Annotated in this window: 17 protein-coding genes; 8 read left to right on the top strand and 9 right to left on the bottom strand. The window is 65.7% G+C overall.

The features are described 5' to 3' along the window. Window positions 1-801, top strand: coding sequence for a crotonase/enoyl-CoA hydratase family protein (locus LL06_RS03350; RefSeq protein WP_035522167.1), 801 nt, complete (start codon window positions 1-3; stop codon window positions 799-801). 158 nt (window positions 802-959) lie between these two features. Here LL06_RS03350 and LL06_RS03345 read toward each other — a convergent pair whose 3' ends face one another. Together LL06_RS03345 and LL06_RS03340 are read right to left on the bottom strand one after the other, a co-directional pair. Further along, window positions 960-1,757: an enoyl-CoA hydratase gene (locus tag LL06_RS03345; RefSeq protein ID WP_035522164.1), complete on the bottom strand. Its 798-nt coding sequence runs from the start codon at window positions 1,755-1,757 to the stop codon at window positions 960-962. A gap of 191 nt (window positions 1,758-1,948) precedes the next feature. After that, window positions 1,949-2,845, bottom strand: a complete 897-nt coding sequence (locus tag LL06_RS03340) for a MaoC family dehydratase (protein WP_244447041.1) — start codon at window positions 2,843-2,845, stop codon at window positions 1,949-1,951. A 143-nt stretch (window positions 2,846-2,988) separates the two neighbouring features. On the opposite strand from LL06_RS03340, the gene LL06_RS03335 reads away from it, so the two are divergent. After that, window positions 2,989-3,777 (top strand): helix-turn-helix domain-containing protein, encoded by a 789-nt coding sequence (locus LL06_RS03335; protein WP_035522161.1) that lies wholly within the window; start codon window positions 2,989-2,991, stop codon window positions 3,775-3,777. A gap of 101 nt (window positions 3,778-3,878) precedes the next feature. On the opposite strand, the gene LL06_RS03330 is transcribed toward LL06_RS03335, so the two are convergent. From LL06_RS03330 to LL06_RS03315, 4 genes are all read right to left on the bottom strand, one after another. Next, complete coding sequence (locus LL06_RS03330; RefSeq protein WP_035522159.1) at window positions 3,879-4,814, bottom strand: electron transfer flavoprotein subunit alpha/FixB family protein; 936 nt, start codon at window positions 4,812-4,814, stop codon at window positions 3,879-3,881. 119 nt (window positions 4,815-4,933) lie between these two features. Further along, complete coding sequence (locus tag LL06_RS03325) at window positions 4,934-5,683, bottom strand: electron transfer flavoprotein subunit beta/FixA family protein (RefSeq protein ID WP_035522157.1); 750 nt, start codon at window positions 5,681-5,683, stop codon at window positions 4,934-4,936. A 37-nt stretch (window positions 5,684-5,720) separates the two neighbouring features. Beyond that, on the bottom strand, window positions 5,721-6,638 hold the full coding sequence (locus LL06_RS03320; protein WP_052161165.1) for an SDR family NAD(P)-dependent oxidoreductase: 918 nt from the start codon (window positions 6,636-6,638) through the stop codon (window positions 5,721-5,723). Further along, window positions 6,638-7,438 carry an enoyl-CoA hydratase gene (locus tag LL06_RS03315; RefSeq protein WP_035522154.1) on the bottom strand — a complete coding sequence of 267 codons (801 nt, stop codon included), beginning with the start codon at window positions 7,436-7,438 and terminating at the stop codon, window positions 6,638-6,640. The genes LL06_RS03320 and LL06_RS03315 overlap by 1 nt, the downstream gene beginning before the upstream one ends. Window positions 7,439-7,615: 177 nt before the next feature. On the opposite strand from LL06_RS03315, the gene LL06_RS03310 reads away from it, so the two are divergent. The 6 genes from LL06_RS03310 (at window position 7,616) to LL06_RS03285 (ending at window position 13,112) form a co-directional block, all read left to right on the top strand. Next, entirely contained in the window at window positions 7,616-8,575 is a 960-nt protein-coding gene (locus LL06_RS03310; protein WP_035522151.1) for a LysR substrate-binding domain-containing protein, read from the top strand. Window positions 8,576-8,876: 301 nt separating this feature from the next. Next, window positions 8,877-9,920 (top strand): MBL fold metallo-hydrolase, encoded by a 1,044-nt coding sequence (locus LL06_RS03305; RefSeq protein WP_052161164.1) that lies wholly within the window; start codon window positions 8,877-8,879, stop codon window positions 9,918-9,920. 14 nt (window positions 9,921-9,934) lie between these two features. Next, on the top strand, window positions 9,935-10,255 hold the full coding sequence (locus tag LL06_RS03300) for a hypothetical protein (RefSeq protein ID WP_152599476.1): 321 nt from the start codon (window positions 9,935-9,937) through the stop codon (window positions 10,253-10,255). Next, on the top strand, window positions 10,252-10,596 hold the full coding sequence (locus tag LL06_RS03295) for a MaoC family dehydratase (RefSeq protein WP_244447036.1): 345 nt from the start codon (window positions 10,252-10,254) through the stop codon (window positions 10,594-10,596). Before LL06_RS03300 ends, LL06_RS03295 begins: the two co-directional genes overlap by 4 nt. Window positions 10,597-11,142: 546 nt before the next feature. Next, on the top strand, window positions 11,143-11,721 hold the full coding sequence (locus LL06_RS03290) for a TRAP transporter small permease subunit (protein ID WP_035522145.1): 579 nt from the start codon (window positions 11,143-11,145) through the stop codon (window positions 11,719-11,721). Further along, window positions 11,721-13,112: a TRAP transporter large permease subunit gene (locus tag LL06_RS03285; RefSeq protein ID WP_035522144.1), complete on the top strand. Its 1,392-nt coding sequence runs from the start codon at window positions 11,721-11,723 to the stop codon at window positions 13,110-13,112. The genes LL06_RS03290 and LL06_RS03285 overlap by 1 nt, the downstream gene beginning before the upstream one ends. 58 nt (window positions 13,113-13,170) lie before the next feature. On the opposite strand, the gene LL06_RS03280 is transcribed toward LL06_RS03285, so the two are convergent. The 3 genes from LL06_RS03280 to LL06_RS03270 form a co-directional block, all read right to left on the bottom strand. Continuing rightward, window positions 13,171-14,265, bottom strand: coding sequence for a TRAP transporter substrate-binding protein (locus tag LL06_RS03280; protein WP_035522142.1), 1,095 nt, complete (start codon window positions 14,263-14,265; stop codon window positions 13,171-13,173). Between the two features lie 534 nt (window positions 14,266-14,799). After that, window positions 14,800-16,314 (bottom strand): AMP-binding protein, encoded by a 1,515-nt coding sequence (locus LL06_RS03275; protein ID WP_035522140.1) that lies wholly within the window; start codon window positions 16,312-16,314, stop codon window positions 14,800-14,802. 74 nt (window positions 16,315-16,388) lie between these two features. Further along, window positions 16,389-16,613, bottom strand: a 225-nt coding sequence (locus LL06_RS03270; protein ID WP_035522137.1) for a hydantoinase B/oxoprolinase family protein, incomplete at its 5' end; no start/stop codon positions are given.

Genomic DNA, 16,613 nt, shown 5'->3' with positions numbered 1-16,613 from the left:
ATGAGCGACCGCGTGCTGACCCACATCGACAACGGCGTCATGACCATTACCCTCAACGATCCGGACGCGCGCAATCCGATCTCGGAGCTGCCGATGATCGAGGCGCTGCTGGCGGCCATTGAGCTGGCGAACGAGGACATGGCGACGCGGGTCGTCATCCTCACCGGCGCGGGCAGCGCGTTCTCCTCGGGTGGCAACGTCAAGAAAATGCTGGCGCCGGGCGGCCTGGCCGATCCCAGGCCGGTCCAGACCCGACGCAACTACAAGTCGGGCATCCAACGCCTGCCGCTGGCCTTCGACGCGCTCGAGGTGCCGGTGATCGCAGCGGTCAACGGTCCGGCCATCGGCGCGGGGCTCGATCTGACGCTGATGTGCGACATCCGGATCGCGGCGCGCAGCGCCCGCTTCGCCGAAAGCTTCGTCAAGCTCGGCATCGTGCCGGGTGATGGCGGCGCGTGGCTGCTGCAGCGCGCCGTCGGCTATGCGAAGGCGGCCGAAATGACGCTCACCGGCGACATGCTTTCGGCCGAAGAGGCCCTCGCCTGCGGGCTCGTCTCCCGCGTCGTGGACGATGCCGACCTGCTCGGCACCGCCAGGGAGCTGGCCGGCAGGATTGCCGGCAATCCGCCGCATGCGGTGCGCATGGCCAAGCGGCTGCTCAAGGAAGCCCGCTCGGCCTCCCTTCCAGGACTGCTCGAACTGTCGGCCGCCATGCAGGCGCTGAGCCACACCACCGACGATCATCACGAGGCGGTGCAGGCCTTCGTCGAGAAGCGCGCCCCGGCCTTCAAGGGGCAATAGGGGTCGGATCCGGCCTCGCTTCGGTTCCACCGCGTCGCGGCGCGCAAGACCGCATCGGCCTGCCGAGCGCGGCCGTTCGAGGCGTTTCCGCCCTGCCAACGCGCCCATCCCGGCGGATCAACTATGGTCGCGGCACCAGGGTGAAGGCGAGCCGGGCGTCAGGCGCCCGGTTTCTTCGCCAGCACGCCGGTGAGGCCGGCGCGGGTTTTCTCGGCGAACTCGTTGGACACATGACCCAGTTGATGGGAATCGAAATGCGCGTCGAGGCCCGCGCGAAATCCCTGCAGGTCGAGCGTGCGATGGAGCGAGCGCTTGACCAGCTTGAGCGCGAAGGGCGGCGCCTTGGCGATCTGGTTGGCAAGCTCCAGGGTGGCCGATTCGAGCTCGGCGACCGGCACCAGCCGGGAAGCCATTCCGCAGTCCAGCGCCTCCTGGGCGCCCATCCGGCGGCCGGTGAACAGCAGGTCCTTGGCCTTGCGCATGCCGAGCACCTGGGGGTGCACCAGAACCTCCACGGCCACCGCGCCGAACAGATTGACCACGGGATCGGAGAAGAACGCATCGTCGGCCACGACGACCAGGTCGCACATGTTGGCCAGCATGAAGCCGGCGGCGACGCAGGCCCCCTGTACGGCGGCAATGGTGGGTTTCGGAGAATCCCAGAAGCGCATCGCCGTATCGAAATAGTACTTCTTCTCGAAGGCATAACGCTCCTCGACGCTGTAGCCCTGGCCGTCGTTCTCCGCCGACTTGAGATCGTGCCCGGCGCTGAAATGCGCGCCTTTGGCCGCCAGGATGATGACGCGCACGCCCTCGTCGGCCTGGGCCAGGTTCATGGCCTGGTCGAGTTCGGTCAGCAGGGCGGTGTCCTGGGCGTTGCGCTGGGCCGGACGATTGAGCCAGATCCGGGCGACGGGACCGATGGTCTCGTAGATGAGGCTGGAATACTCTGTCATGGGAAACCTTGCGATACGGCCCTGAGCCGCCCTTCCTGTTGTCTTGAGACCGGCCAAGCGCCGGCACGGACCATGTTGCCCCCGCGTCGCCGGATGGCCATCCCGCGAGGCGCGGACACGTCGCGCGAAACGCCGGCGGAGTTCATATCCCTCCGGCACACCGGCAGCCTGCCGGAGTTGCTCGTATTATCCTATAGGCGAATTTTATTCGTGTCACGGGAATATGCTTGGTCCCGTGCAAACGTCGCGCGGCCCTGATCGGCGACGACCACGTCCCGTTCCGCGCAGACGACGCGAAAACGCACGGCGCCGCCGTTGCGCCAGAGGTCGATGCGCAGCGTCTCGCCCGGAAAGACCGGGGCCGTGAAGCTGCAGTCAATTTCGGTCAACCGTTCCGGCCGGTTGTCGCAACAGGTCGCGATGACGGCATAGGCTGCAATGCCGTAGGTGGCCAAACCGTGCAGGATGGGCCGGTCGAAACCGGCCGCGGCCGCCGCGGCGGGGCTGGCGTGGATGCTCGTGTCGTCCCCGCTCAACCTGTAGATCAGGGCGGACTGCGCGCTGGTCGGGTGGAGAAAGGAAATGTCCGGCGGCCCGGCGGGCCAGGGCTGCGGCTGCGGCCGCGCCGTCCCGTTGCTGCCGCCACATCCGCCATCGCGACGGAAATAGATCGTCTGGATCGAGGTGGCCACCGGACCGGCCGCGTCGGAAAGGTCGGTCCGCACGGCCACGATCGCGCCGCGCGCCGCACCCTTGTCCAGAACATCGGTGATGCGGGTCTCTCCCCGCAACGCGCCGGCAGGCTGCAAGGGCCGGTGGAGGGTGAGCCCGTGCTGCACCTCGACTCCGCCGGTGGTGTCGAGGCCGATACCGGGATCGGAAAACCAGCTTCGCTCCTGCGCCAGGACCGCAGCCATGGTGGGCAGCGCCCTGAGGCCGTCCTCGTAGACATAGCTCAACTGGCGCGGGTCGAGCGGATCGAGCCCCAGGCCGAGACCCAGCGCATAGAGCATGGTGTCGCGGGCGGTGTAGATCTGCTCCGTCCGCGGAATCTCTCGGTTCATGAGGTCAGCCCCTGAAATCTTCATGCCCGACACCTTTCCGGTTCATCATCCATTGTGGTTGCATCGCCCCTATTGCCGGCATGGCGCCGACGCGTTTCTCCGGTTATAAGCCGGGTGGTAAAGACACCAGATGATGTTGAGGCGCTGACGTGCACGGGGAACAGAAAATGACGGAGGAAATTGCAGGCGGCAGCGGCGGCGAGAAGGGCGCAGTGGCCTCGATCTCCAAGGCGATCGCGATCCTGCGGTTGCTGGGATCGGCGAACGCGCCTTTGACGATGACCGAGATCGCCCGCGGCACCCACCTCACGCCCAGTTCCTGCCACGACCTGGTCAGCACCCTGGTCAGCATCGGCCTGGTGCAGGCCAGTTCCCTGGGCAAATCCTATGAACTCGGGGCGCGCACGGTCAAGCTGGCCAAGCGGGCGCTGCATCCCTCCGACAAGTTCCACGAGGTGCAGCACAGCATGAACCTCATCTCGGACAAATACGACATCAACCTGACGATCTACCAGCCGTTCGGCAGCCAGAGCTACCTCTCCACCATCGTCTCGGAGGGCAGCGCGCCGATTCGCATCCGGCTGAGCCCCGGACAGGAGCACAAGCTGTTCCAGGGCGCCGCCGGCCGCATGTTCGCCGCCTACTCGACGCTCGACGCCGCCGAGTTCACCGCCCAACTCGACCGCATCGGCGTGTCCGGCGACAAGGCCGTGGCGGCGTTCAGGCAGTTGGTGGCCGACGACAAGGCGCGCGGCTGGACCGAAGATCACGGCGTCACCCAGCGCGGCGTCGCCGCCATCGGCGTGCCGATCCTGACGGGCGACGCACGGCTGCTGGGCGTCATCGAACTGGTGATGTTCCAGCGGCAATACGAGCACGCCCCCATCGCCGCCATCGTCAGGGACGCCACCCATCTCGCCCAGGAGGTTGCCGGCGCACTCGGTCGCACCGCTTGACGGCGCCCGTTCGGCCGGGCCGAAGATCGCACAGCGCTCTGTTCCGGTCATGACCCGCCCGGGAGCGTCTGCGGCACGGCGCGCGCGTCTCACGATCGCCCCTACGGCCTGAGCGCCGCGGTCAGTTCGGGAAGCACCGCGAACAGATCGCCGACCAGCCCGTAATCGGCGGCCTGGAAAATGGGCGCGTCCTCGTCATTGTTGATCGCCACGATGACCTTGGCATCCTTCATGCCCGCCAGGTGCTGGATGGCGCCCGAAATGCCGACGGCAATGTAGAGGTCGGGGGCGACGATCTTGCCGGTCTGGCCGACCTGCTGGTCGTTCGCCGCATAGCCGGCGTCGACCGCGGCGCGGCTGGCGCCCACGGCGGCCCCCAATGCGTCGGCCAACTGCAGGATCAGTTCCTGGAACTTCGCCTCCGACCCCAGCGCCCTTCCCCCGGACACAACTATGCGCGCACCCTGCAGTTCGGGCCGGTCGCTCTTGGACAGGTTGTTCTTAACGAAGGTCGACAGCACTTCCCCGGTCGCGGGCGAGATGGTCTCGATCGCAGCGCTGCCGCCGGTCCCCGTCGCCTGAAAGGCCGAGGTTCGAACGGTGATCACCTTGGTGGCGTCGAGCGCCTGCACCGTCTGGATGGCGTTGCCGGCATAGATCGGCCGCTTGAACGTGTCGGGCGCCACCACCGCGACAATTTCGGAAACCTGCATGACGTCGAGCAGCGCCGCCACGCGCGGCATGGTCGCCTTGCCGACGCTGCTGGCGCAGGCGATGATGGTGTCATAGCCGCCGGCCAGCGCCACGATGGCCTCGGCCAGGGCCTCGGGCATGCGGTGTTCCAGGGCGTCGCTCTCGGCGAGCAGCACCCTGGACACTCCGCTGAGCCGTGCCGCCGCCTCGGCCACGGCCCGCGCCCCTTTGCCGGCCACCAGGACATGGATGTCCGGGCCGATCTGCGCCGCAGCCGTCAGCACCTTCGACGTCTGATCGGACAGCGTGACGTTGTCGTGTTCGGCAAGAAGAAGAATGGTCATGTCTTGTGCTCCTCGGTCTTGCTCCAGGCTCAAGTTCACTCGGAACCAGACGGAGCCGCAATTTCTTGGTGTCGTCTGTCTTTCCGGGGAAACCGGTTTCCATGTGTTCCCGACAGACCCTAAAGCACGCCTGCTTCGTTCTTCAGCTTGTCGACCAGTTGGGCCACGTCCGCGACCTTGACCCCGGCCTGGCGCCGGCCCGGCTCTTCGGTCGCGAGCACCTTGAGGCGCGCCCGGATCTCGACGCCATAGTCTGCGGCGGCCTTCTCTTCGATCGGCTTCTTCTTCGCCTTCATGATGTTGGGAAGGCTCGCGTAACGCGGCGTGTTGAGCCGAAGGTCGGTGGTGATCACGGCAGGCAGGCTGATCTCCACGGTCTGCAAACCGCCGTCGATTTCCCGAACCAGCCTGACCTGCCCTTCGCCGAGCTCCACGGATGATGCGAAGGTTCCCTGCCCCCAGCCCAGCAGTGCCGCCAGCATCTGCCCGGTCTGGTTCGAGTCGTCGTCAATCGCCTGTTTGCCGAGAATGACCAGTTCGGCGCCTTCCGCCTCCACAACGGCCTTGAGCAGCTTCGCCACGCTCAGCGGTTCGACGATGTCATCGGTCCTGACCAGAATGCCGCGATCTGCGCCCATTGCGAGCGCGGTGCGGATAGTTTCCTGGGCCTGGGCCGGACCGATCGACACGATGACGATCTCGTCGACCTTGCCCGCCTCCTTGAGACGCAGCGCCTCCTCGACGGCAATCTCGTCGAAGGGATTCATCGACATCTTCACATTGGCGAGTTCCACGCCCGATCCGTCCGTCTTGACGTGAATCTTGACGTTGTAGTCGACAACCCGCTTGACTGCGACGAGTGCTTTCATCTGTTTCTCCCAAACAATCCCGGCGGCCGCGGCGAGCCTAGTCCCCGGCGGGCGCGGGCCAGTGTTTCATCTCATTGGCGACCTGCGCGCGCATGTCCTCGGGAAGCAGATCGTCCGAACGGTCGGAGATCTCGGCGAACCGGCGCGCCAGTTCCTCCGCGCTCCCCTCGTCGAGCAGCCGCCCTTGCGTGAAACTGACATAGGCCCGCTCGAAGGCGCCGCCGCCTCCCATCAGGATGACGCGATTGGGGGCCTGCTCGGAGGCCAGGAAGACGATGCCCGGCGCGACCTTGTCGGCGGCCAGCACGGCTTTTTCATGCGCCGTGAGGATGGACTGGTTCATGCGGGAGACGCCGGCGGGGGCGAAACAATTGACGTGCACGTTTTTCGGCGCGCCCTCGATGCCGAGCGTGTTCATCATCCCGACGAGCGCCATTTTCGCCGTCGCATAGGCGGTCTGCCCGAAGGCGCCGGCCAGGCCGCTGCTCGAGCCGATCAGCACGATCCGCCCGTACTGCTGGTCCCTCATCGTGGCCCAGACTGCCTTGGCGCAATGAAACGCGCCCGTCACATGCACGTCCATGACCGCGCTGAAATCCTCATGGGTGAGCTTGCCGAAACTGCTGTCCCTGACAAAGCCCGCATTGTTGACGAGAATGTCGATCCGACCCCACCGCTCCTTGGCTCTGGCGGCCATTTCCTCGCACCAATGCGGGTCCGTCACCGATCCGATCAGGGCGAGCGCCTCGCCGCCGCCGCGGCGGATCTCTTCAGCGACGCCGTCTTCGGCGCCGTCGCCCGCCGTTCCCGTCCCGTTCACCACCACGCGCGCCCCGCGCGCCGCGAGCGCCAGGGCATATTCGCGCCCCAGGCCCCGACCGCTGCCGGTCACGATGGCGACGCGGCCGTCGAAACGGATGGGCTGCCCGCCGGCGGCTTCGGGATGCGGGCGCATCAACCGACCGCCTTCCGGCCGCTTTCGATGGCGGTGCTCAGGCCCTTTTCCCAGACGTCGCCGAAGGCCGCGGATGCGTGCGACAACTGGTGGGTATCGAAATGCGCATCGAGGCCGGCGCGGAAGCCCGCCATGTCCATGGTCCGGTGCAGCGAGCGCTTGACCAGCTTGAGCGCGAAAGGCGGCGCCTTGGCGATCTGACCGGCCAGCGCCAGCGTCTCGGCTTCGAGCTCCGATCGCGGCACCAGGCGCGAAACCATGCCGATCTTGTAGGCTTCGCGCGCATCCATGCGACGCCCGGTGAACAACAGGTCCTTGGCGGCGCGCATGCCCAGAACGCTCGGATGGATCAGGACCTCGACCGCCGCGGCGCCCAGCGTGTTGACCACCGGGTCGGCAAAGAAGGCGTCCTCGGATGCGACGACCAGATCGCACATATTCGCGAGCATGAAGGCGGCCGCCAGACACGCCCCCTGCACCTGCGCGATCGTCGGCTTGGGAGCATCCCGGAGCTTGAGGCAGAAATCGTAGAAAAGCCGCTCCTCGTGGGCGTATCGCTGCTCGACCGAATAATGCCGGCGCGACTCCCCCTCCTTGAGGTCGTGGCCGGCCGAGAAATGATTGCCGACGCCCGCAATGACCAGAACCCGGACACTGTCATCGGCGAGCGCCTCGGCAATGGCGCGTTCCATCTCCTCGAGCATGCGCGTGCCCTCGGCATTGCGGCGTTCGGGACGATTGTGCGAAATGCGCGCAACCGGCCCGATCCGCTCATAGAGAACCTGCTCGTAATCGGACACGGTAGATCCCTCCCCCGTTCATGCCGCCGGATGGATCGCGGTAGGACCGGAATATATTCACTAGGTCGTTTTTATTTCGTTATTCCGAAAAAGTCGATATGGTGGCCGATGTTTTGTGTATACTCGGGCAGAATTCAGTTTTGCCGGATGAGCAAAGCTCGGAGGAGGAGTCGGGCCGTGGACGATACCCAATTGCGCACGCTGATCGCCGTCAGCGAGAGCGGCAGCATCAGCAAGGCATCGGAGCGCCTGCACATCGCACCGTCCGCGCTCAGCCGCCAGATCCGCTTTCTCGAGAGCGAACTGAACCTGCAGTTGTTCGAGCGGCACGGCCGCGGCATGGTCGTGACCGAAGCCGGCAAGGCCGTGGTCGACCGCTCGCGGCGGGTCACGGCAGAGATGGACGGCATCAAGCAGTTCGCCGCCGAAAGCAGCACCGCGCCGGCGGGCAACGTCACCCTCGGCATGCCGCCGTCGGTGGCGGAAATGATGGCGGCGCCGATCGTGTCGGCCCTCTGGGAAAGCTACCCCGAAATCCACCTGCGCATCGTCACCGCGTTCACCGGCCATCTGCGCGACTGGGTGCAATCAGGCGACGTGGACATCGCGGTGCTCTACGATCCGCTGCACACGTCGGCGCTGCGCTCGACGCCGCTGCTCACAGAAGAACTGCTGCTGGTCGGCCCCTCGAGCTGCGAGCTGTCGCTGACACGCCCTGTTCCGTTCAGCACATTGACGGGCGAGCAACTGATCCTGCCAAGCCCGCAGCACGGACTGCGGGCCGTGCTCAACATTTACGCCGCCAAATCCCGCCTGCACCTGTCGACCCGGGTTGAGGCGGATTCCTACAGCACCATCATCGCCCTGGTGCTGGCGGGCCTCGGCCGGACGGTGCTGCCGCTCTCGCCCATTCACAAGCTCATCGACGCCGGCCAGTTGCGCGCCGCGCCGCTGGCCGATCCATCCCCCAACCGCCGGCTCGTGCTCTCCCTGGCCAACGAGCGGCCGCCGACACGGGCGATGCGGGTGGTCACCGATACGATCCTCGAGACCGTGCATGCGCTGGTCGAAAGCAAGATCTGGCATGCCCAGATCAACCGCGACCTGTCGACCGCCGGCCACCGGCTGTCGCCATAGCGGCACGGTCGCACTCGCCAGACCCGGTTGCCCGCATCACGACGGCAGCGGATCAAGATTTTTCTCCAGTGCGATATTTATACGTAAATCCGAAAACGGTTTGACGGGAAACGCGGCATGGGATACGCCAGTCCCATGCCTGCACGAGGCAGGGCAATCATGCGCCCGGCCCGCCTGGCGCAGGGAGTATCTGCTTTAGACCCGCGCGACGCGCCGCATTTTTCGCATCGATGTCGGGCAAATTGTCCATTCGGACGCTGCGAAATGCCGAGCCGGCGAAGCAACAACAGCGAGCAATATCTTGACCGTCAGCCATCGATTCAATGCCGAGCCCCCCGCTTTCGGCGACGCCGTGGAGATCCGTCCGGGCATTCTATGGATCCGCCTGCCGCTGCCCTACAGGCTCAATCACGTCAATATCTATGTCCTGGACGATGGCGCCGGCTGGACCGTCATCGACACCGGCATTGGCACCGACCAATCCATACAGGCCTGGCGGACATTGCTGGCGGGGGTGCTTGCGGGGCGACCGGTCAACCGCATTGTCTGCACGCACCACCATCCCGATCACGTCGGAATGGTCGGCTGGCTTTGCCGGGAAACCGGGGCAGAGCTGCTGATGGGCGAGGTGGAGTTCCTGCTGGCCCAATATTATGCGAACGCGCCCCACGCCATCGACGGACGCGCCTTTCGGCAGCTTTACCTGCTTCACGGGCTGAGCGAGGACTTCGTGGCCCACATGATGAGCGAGGGACACGACTATCAGCGGCGCACGACCGGACTGCCGTTGAGTTTCACACGCCTTGTCGCCGGCCAAACCGTGATGATCGGCGCGCGCGCCTTCGAGATCGTCACCGGGGGCGGTCATTCCTCGCTGCAGGTGATGCTGTATTGCCGTGAAGACGGGCTGTTTGTCGCCGCCGATCAGGTGCTGCCGCGCATCACGCCCAATATCGGCGTCGCCGGCATCGAACCGAGCTCGGATCCGCTGCAGCATTTTTTCACGTCGCTTGCTTCGATCAGGGATGCCATTCCCGACGGGACGCTCACCTTGCCCGGGCACGACTGGCCGTTCACGGGTCTCCATCAGCGGATCGACACGCTCGTGGAGCATCACCATGCGCGCTGCGACATCGTGGCGGAGGCCTGCCGCGACGGCGCCAGGACCGTCGCCGATCTCGTCCCGGTGCTGTTCGACCAGGACCTGAGCCATCATCAGATGTCATTCGCCTTTGCCGAGACGCTGTCGCACGTCAATTACATGATCGGACAGGGCAGGCTTAGGCTCGATACGTCGGGACCGGTGTGGTCCGTGGGCCTGAAGGATCGGAGCCCTCTGGGATGAGGGCGGAAGCCGCAGTGACCTTCCGGCCGCGCTCGGATCCGGCCAGGCTGCCGCCCGAAGCCGGATTGCGACCCGCGATCGAGGTCCTATCCTGCTGCCCCGGCCTTGCGATCGACGAATCCGAAGTCGGCGAGGAGCTTCTGTCGCGCTCGCGAAAGCCGAGCATCGTGGCGGATGCCGCCGCGGTGATCCTTGGAGCACCGGCACGCAAATTGACCGGCCGCACGCTGGTCGATGACGAGGTGCTCAGGGAAGCGGGAGAATGCGATTTTGGCAAGTACCGCACCGGACCGGCCGGCGCCGAGCTTGCGCTCGATCTGTATGTCGATCGATGACCGTCTTCACGCCCGACGAATTGCGCGCGCGCATAGGACAGGAGCTCGGAACATCCGACTGGGTGACCATCGACCAGGCCGCCATCGACCAGTTCGCGGCCTGCACGGGCGACCGCCAGTTCATCCACACCGATCCGGACCGCGCCCGCCAGTCGCCCTTTGGCGGAACGATCGCCCACGGCCTGCTGACGCTGTCCATCCTGGCGCCGCTTCAACAGCCCTTCACCCAGGTGGAGGGAACCGCGATGACCGTGAATTGCGGGTTCAATCGCGTCCGGGTTCATCACACCGGTTCCGGTCGGCAGCCGGATCCGCGGCCGCTTCATCCTGAAAGCGGGTGAGGAAACCGGAGAGAAGCAGATTCAGATCATCCTCGAATCGATCGCCGAGCTCGAGGGAGCCGAACACCCCGCCGCCATTGCCGATCTTGTCCTGCGCAAATATCTTCGACCCCTGTAAGGCCGGAATTTTGTCCGGCGCAGATCCTGGATGGGGTCGATCATCCTCTTTCCGGCGCAGATGCACCACCGGGCCCTTCCCCGATCCGAACAACAGGGTTGAGCCAGCGAAGGGTACGTCATGACCGGTTCCGATGCTTGGGAACGCTGTGCTCGAGCTGAAGGGACAGCCGGTTGGGGTGGTCCGACCCGGTGTCCGTCCGGCCACAATCCCTGCGCACGGAGCACAGTTTGCCTGTGTCGATGGCACCTGCTTCTTGACTTTTTCGCCCCACGCTTCGATTGAAGGCCCGCCCGATGCCTGCTGCGTCCAATGGATCCCCTGAACGAGACCGGACAGGCAGCGATCCAATATGTTACAGCGTTCTTGCGCATCCGGCAGGATGGGCGGCGCCACAAAGACCAGAACACAAAAAAGGGAGGGGGAAAATGCGCTTTCTTGCTCGAATTGCCTCATTGATATGCGCGGTCAACCTTTTGATCGGCCGGACCTTCTCCTGGTTGGCGCTCGCCATCGTCGTCGTCTGCTTCACCGTCGTCGTCCAGCGCTACCTGTTTTCGGTGAGCCACCTGTGGATGCAGGATCTCTATGTCTGGCTGAACGGGGCGATGTTCACCGCGGTGGCGGGATTTGCGCTGCTGCGCGACGACCATGTCCGGGTCGACATCTTCTACCGCCCCGCCGGGATGCGGACGCGCGCGCTCGCAGACCTCGTCGGCGTGTTCCTGTTCCTGCTGCCGTTCACCTGGGTGGTGTACCAATATTCCATGCCCTTCGTGCTGCGCGCCTGGGGCTACCGCGAGGCCTCGGCCAATGTCGGCGGCATGCCGGGCCTGTTCATCCTCAAATCCTTCATCATCGCCTTCGCCGTGCTGATCGCGCTGCAGGGGCTGGCGATGGCGATCCGCTCCATCCTCGTGCTGTCGGGCAATGAGCGGCTGGTTCCCGAACCCATCCAGTACAAGTCGGACCAGTTCGTCGTCGATCATTCCAAGGGGGCCCTGTGATGGATCCGGTGCTTATCGGCGAAATCCTCGCCGCGCTGATGTTCTTCGGCGTGATCGGCTTCCTGCTGATCGGCTTCCCCGTCGCCTTCACGCTGGCGGGCGTGTCGCTCTTGTTCGGCGCCGTCGGGCTGTGGCTGGGCGTGTTCGATCCGTCCAATTTCGGCTCGCTCCCCAACCGCTACATCGGCTTCATGACCAACGAGGTGCTGGTCGCGGTGCCGCTGTTCATCTTCATGGGGGTGATGCTGGAGCGAAGCCAGATCGCCGAGCAGCTCCTGCTGACCATGGGCAAGCTGTTCGGCAATCTGCGCGGCGGGCTTGGATTCTCGGTGATCCTGGTCGGCGCGATGCTGGCCGCCTCGACCGGCGTCGTCGGCGCCACGGTGGTGACGATGGGGCTGATCTCGCTGCCGGCCATGCTGCGCGCGGGCTACGACCCGAAGCTCGCCACCGGCGTGATCTGCGCGAGCGGAACGCTGGGCCAGATCATCCCGCCCTCGACCGTGCTCATCTTCATGGGCGACATGCTGTCGGGCATCAACAGCCAGGTGCAGATGGCCAAGGGCAATTTCGCCCCGGTCCCGGTGTCGGTCGGCGATCTCTTCGCCGGCGCCCTTTTGCCCGGCATGCTGCTGGTCGGCCTGTATCTCGCCTATGTGCTGTTCAAGGCGGTGACCGATCCCGCCTCCTGCCCGGCCACGCCGGTGCCGGCCGACGAGAAGGGCGATCTCCTTAGGGAAGTGTTCGTCGCCCTGGTTCCGCCGCTGTTGCTGATCCTGGCCGTGCTCGGCTCGATCCTGGGCGGCATCGCCACGCCGACGGAAGCAGCTTCGGTGGGCGCGGTGGGCGCGATGCTGCTTGCGGCGCTGCGCTGGCGGCTGTCCTTCACCATCCTCAAGGAAACCGTCATCGCCACGGCGACCATCACCAGCATGGTCTTCATCATCCTGCTCGGCGCCTCCGTGTTCTCTGTGGTGTTCAGGATGATGGGCGGCGACAATCTGGTGCACGAGTTCCTGAGCAACCTGCCCGGCGGCCCCATGGCCGCGGTGGCCATGGTGATGATCATCATGTTCTTCCTGGGCTTCATCCTGGACACGTTCGAGATCATCTTCATCGTCATCCCGATCACCGCGCCGGTGCTGCTGGCGCTCGACGTCGATCCGGTCTGGCTCGGCGTCATGGTGGGCGTGAACCTGCAGACATCCTTCCTCACCCCGCCTTTCGGCTTCGCGCTGTTCTACCTGCGCGGGGTGGCGCCCGAGGGCCTGCCGACCAGCGCCATCTACAAGGGCATCATCCCCTTCGTGGCGCTGCAGATCGTGGCGATCGCCATCCTGTTCATCTTCCCCGAGATCGTCACCTGGCTGCCGCGCATGGTGGCCGGCTAGGCATGAAAAAGGGCCCGGCGTTTCCGCCGGACCCTTTCCTGCGACTGACCGCGAGGGCTTAGTACTTCAGGTACTTCTGGCGTGCGGCGACATAGGGCGCATCGATCTGCTCGGTGCGGTTACGCACCAGGTTGAGCGCTTCGATGAAGCTTTCGGTGGTCTTCTTGACCAGCGGATCGGAGCTGTTGCGCAGTCCCTCGACCAGTTCCACCGACGCCTTGGCGCCTGCTTCCATGATGTCCTCGGGGAAGTTGCGGACGATCACGCCGTGATCGTCGACCAGGGTCTTGAGCGCGCGCGGGTCGTTGGCGATGAAGTCCGACGCAACCTGGTCGTATTCGGCCTGGCTGATGTCACGGATGATCGCCTGCAGGTCGGCGGGCAGTTCCTGGTACTTCTTCTTGTCGACGACAAGTTCGGTCGCCAGGCCCGATTCCACGAAGGACGGCATGTAGTAGTTCTTGGCGACCTGGTAGAAGCCGAGCGCCAGGTCGTTGTAGGGGCCGACGAATTCGGCGGCGTCAAGCGTGCCCGACTGCAGCGCCTGGAAAATCTCGCCGGCCGCCATGTTGGTGACGGTTGCGCCGAGCTTCTCCCAGACCTGGCCGCCCAGGCCCGGCGTGCGGAAGCGGACGCCCTTGATGTCTTCGACGCTGTTGAGTTCGTTGCGGAACCAGCCGCCGGCCTGCGTGCCGGTGTTGCCCGACAGGAAGCCCTGGACGCCGAACTGGTCGTAGATCTCGTCCCAGAGCTCCTGGCCGCCCAGGTAGCGGACCCAGGCGGTGAGTTCCGGCGTGGTCATGCCGTAGGGAACGCCGGTGAAGAAGGACAGGGCCGGCGACTTGTTCTGCCAGTAATAGGCGGCGCCATGGCTCATCTCGGCGGTGCCGTCGATGACCGCGTCAAGCGACTGCAGCGGCGGAACCAGTTCGCCGGCGGAATAGACCTGAACCGTCAGGCGACCGCCCGAGGCGGCGGTGATGCGATCGGCCAGCCGCTGTGCGCCGACGCCCAGGCCAGGGAAGTTCTTGGGCCAGGTCGTGACCATGCGCCAGGTGATGTTTCCTTGCGCGATTGCAGGCGCGGCAAGGCTCGTGGCGACGGCGCCCGCACCGACGATGCCTGCGTTGCGGATAAAAGAACGACGATCCATTGGTTTCCTCCAAAATCGAATAAGCTCGTGAAAGCATGCCTGACAACCTGAAAGACAGCCTCGAGGGAGAGACATACTCCGCCCCGCGGGGGCATGTCCATGCCAGAAAGCGATATGGGACCTTCGGCCATATTTGTGTGATTTCATGGTCATGGAAAGCAGACAGGCGCCGGAAGCCGCGCCGGGACGGACCCGGCAAGGACCGCGGCGGGCGGATCCGCCGCCGGAAAGCAACGACACGCCGCAACACGCTGGCGTTGCGCAAACCGGGCTGCCGCAGGAAAGATTTGGGAACTGGCGCGACTGCCGGTATCTTCAGCCTCCTTCCCTTGAAAAGCAGGCGTCCAAGTTCGGGAGCCGGCAATTCTTGCAGAATGCGCTCCGGACACGGCCGGGGACTTGTGCCCTCCTTTGCCCGCGGCGCCGCCTGGGTCCCGATACGCCCGGAGGCTGCCCGGGATCACAAACCGCTGAAGGGCGGGCATCCGGCTGCTCCCGTTGCCGGGATGCGGCGGGTCCCTTGGCCCCTCTCCGTCACGGTGCGGCGAAGCGGGCCCTGAGCTCGGTCTTGAGCACCTTGCCGTAATTGTTCTTGGGCAGCTCGGCTTCGAAGACATAGGCCTTGGGGCGCTTGAAGCCGGCGATCTGGCTGCGGCAATGGGCGTCGAGCTCGGCTTCGGTCGGGGCCTGCGGCCCGGCGGGGACGACGACGGCCACCACCTCCTCGCCCCACTCGGCGCTGGGCCGGCCGATCACGGAGACTTCGGCGACGCCCGGATGGGTGAGCAGCGCCTCCTCGACCTCGCGCGGGTAGATATTGGTGCCGCCGGAGATGATGACGTCCTTGGAGCGGTCACGCAGCGTGAGATAGCCGTCCTCGTCGAGCGAGCCCATGTCGCCGGTCCAGAGCCAGCCGTCGCGGAGGGTCTGCGCGGTGGCGTCGGAATTGTTCCAGTAGCCCTGCATCACCGGCGATCCCGCCGCGATGATCTCGCCGATCTCGCCGGCAGGCCTGTCTGCTCCGTCCGGGCCGACGACGCGGATGCTCACGCAGGATTGCGCCCGGCCGACCGAGGCGAGACGCTCGCGCCAGCGCGGGTGCGTGCGGTCGACGATGTCGCCGCGCGGCAGCGCGGTCAGCGTCATCGGCGATTCGCCCTGGCCGTAGATCTGCACGAAGCGGGCGCCGAACTGCTCGGTGGCCGCCTCGATGTCGGCCAGATACATCGGCCCGCCGCCATAGACGATGGTGCGCAGGCCCTCCCCCGCATAGCCGGTCTGGCGCGCGGTGGCGAGAAGCCGGTGGATCATGGTCGGCGCCGCGAACATCGTCACATTGCCGAGCCGCGGCGCCAGCGCGCAGAGTTCGGCCGCGTCGAACCCGCCCGAGGCAGGCACCACATGGCGCGCGCCGCGCAGCACATGCATGAAATTGTAAAGGCCCGCGCCGTGCGACAGGGGGGCCGCATAGACCGCCGCGTCCTCTTCCAGCACATCGTCGACATCGACGAAATAGGCATAGGTCATGGCGTGCAGATTGGCGTTGGACAGCATCACGCCCTTGGGCTTGCCGGTGGTGCCCGAGGTGTAGAACAGCCAGGCGAGATCGTCGCCTCGGCGGGCGACCGGAGCGGCGAGCGTTTCGCCGCCCGGCTCGAAGGCGGGTTGGCGGTCGAGATCGTGCAGCGCGCAGCCGGGCGGCAGCAGCGGGGAGAGTTCACCCTCCCCCGCGACGAACACCACCCGGCTTTGCGAATCGGCGAGGATGAAGGCCGCCTCCCGGGCATGCAGCTTGGCGTTGATCGGCACGGCCACCGCGCCGCAGAACCAGATGCCGTAGAGCAGCTCGAGATAAGACGGGCTGTTCTTCATGAAGATGGCGACCCGGTCGCCGGGCTCGACCTTGTGCCGCGCGCGCAGCACCGCGCCGATCCGCGCCGCGTGATCGGCGAATTCCCGATAGCTCGCCACCACCGTTTCGCCCGACAGCAATGCGGGCCTGTCCGCCTCTCGCTTGGCCGTGCGCACGAGCCATTCTGCCAGGTTCATCGTGTCTCTCCGCAGTCCCGCCGGGTCATCCCTTGCAAGCGATGCCCGGGAGCATATGGCTCCCGGGCGCGCAATCAAGCCTTGCCGTAGCCGCCGCCGCCGGGCGTGATCATGAACACCTCGTCGTCCGGGTTCATCTCGCGCTTGCGGGTGTCGGCCACATCCTCGCCATTGATCTGGAAGGTTCCCTTGGCGCCGTCGCCGCCGCCAAAGATGCCTTCCGGGCCATAGGCGAGCCGGCTGGGGATGGTGTTGAGCAGCCAGCGCGAATTGGTGCGCATGCGGTAGCCGATGCGCTG

This window comes from Hoeflea sp. BAL378, from assembly GCF_000759435.1.
Lineage (GTDB): Bacteria > Pseudomonadota > Alphaproteobacteria > Rhizobiales > Rhizobiaceae > Hoeflea.
The sequence above is the reverse complement of the archived record's forward strand: the minus strand, read 5'-3'. Positions and strand labels throughout refer to the sequence as shown.

Bases quoted from the DNA above. Each gene is read 5' to 3' on its own strand.
- LL06_RS03330 (WP_035522159.1), bottom strand. From the start codon at position 4,814: ATGACCATTCTTCTTCTTGCCGAACACGACAACGTCACGCTGTCCGAT.
- LL06_RS03295 (WP_244447036.1), top strand. From the start codon at position 10,252: ATGACCGTCTTCACGCCCGACGAATTGCGCGCGCGCATAGGACAGGAG.
- LL06_RS03350 (WP_035522167.1), top strand. From the start codon at position 1: ATGAGCGACCGCGTGCTGACCCACATCGACAACGGCGTCATGACCATT.
- LL06_RS03335 (WP_035522161.1), top strand. From the start codon at position 2,989: ATGACGGAGGAAATTGCAGGCGGCAGCGGCGGCGAGAAGGGCGCAGTG.
- LL06_RS03345 (WP_035522164.1), bottom strand. From the start codon at position 1,757: ATGACAGAGTATTCCAGCCTCATCTACGAGACCATCGGTCCCGTCGCC.
- LL06_RS03320 (WP_052161165.1), bottom strand. From the start codon at position 6,638: ATGCGCCCGCATCCCGAAGCCGCCGGCGGGCAGCCCATCCGTTTCGAC.
- LL06_RS03340 (WP_244447041.1), bottom strand. From the start codon at position 2,845: ATGAAGATTTCAGGGGCTGACCTCATGAACCGAGAGATTCCGCGGACG.
- LL06_RS03325 (WP_035522157.1), bottom strand. From the start codon at position 5,683: ATGAAAGCACTCGTCGCAGTCAAGCGGGTTGTCGACTACAACGTCAAG.
- LL06_RS03290 (WP_035522145.1), top strand. From the start codon at position 11,143: ATGCGCTTTCTTGCTCGAATTGCCTCATTGATATGCGCGGTCAACCTT.
- LL06_RS03275 (WP_035522140.1), bottom strand. From the start codon at position 16,314: ATGAACCTGGCAGAATGGCTCGTGCGCACGGCCAAGCGAGAGGCGGAC.
- LL06_RS03285 (WP_035522144.1), top strand. From the start codon at position 11,721: ATGGATCCGGTGCTTATCGGCGAAATCCTCGCCGCGCTGATGTTCTTC.
- LL06_RS03280 (WP_035522142.1), bottom strand. From the start codon at position 14,265: ATGGATCGTCGTTCTTTTATCCGCAACGCAGGCATCGTCGGTGCGGGC.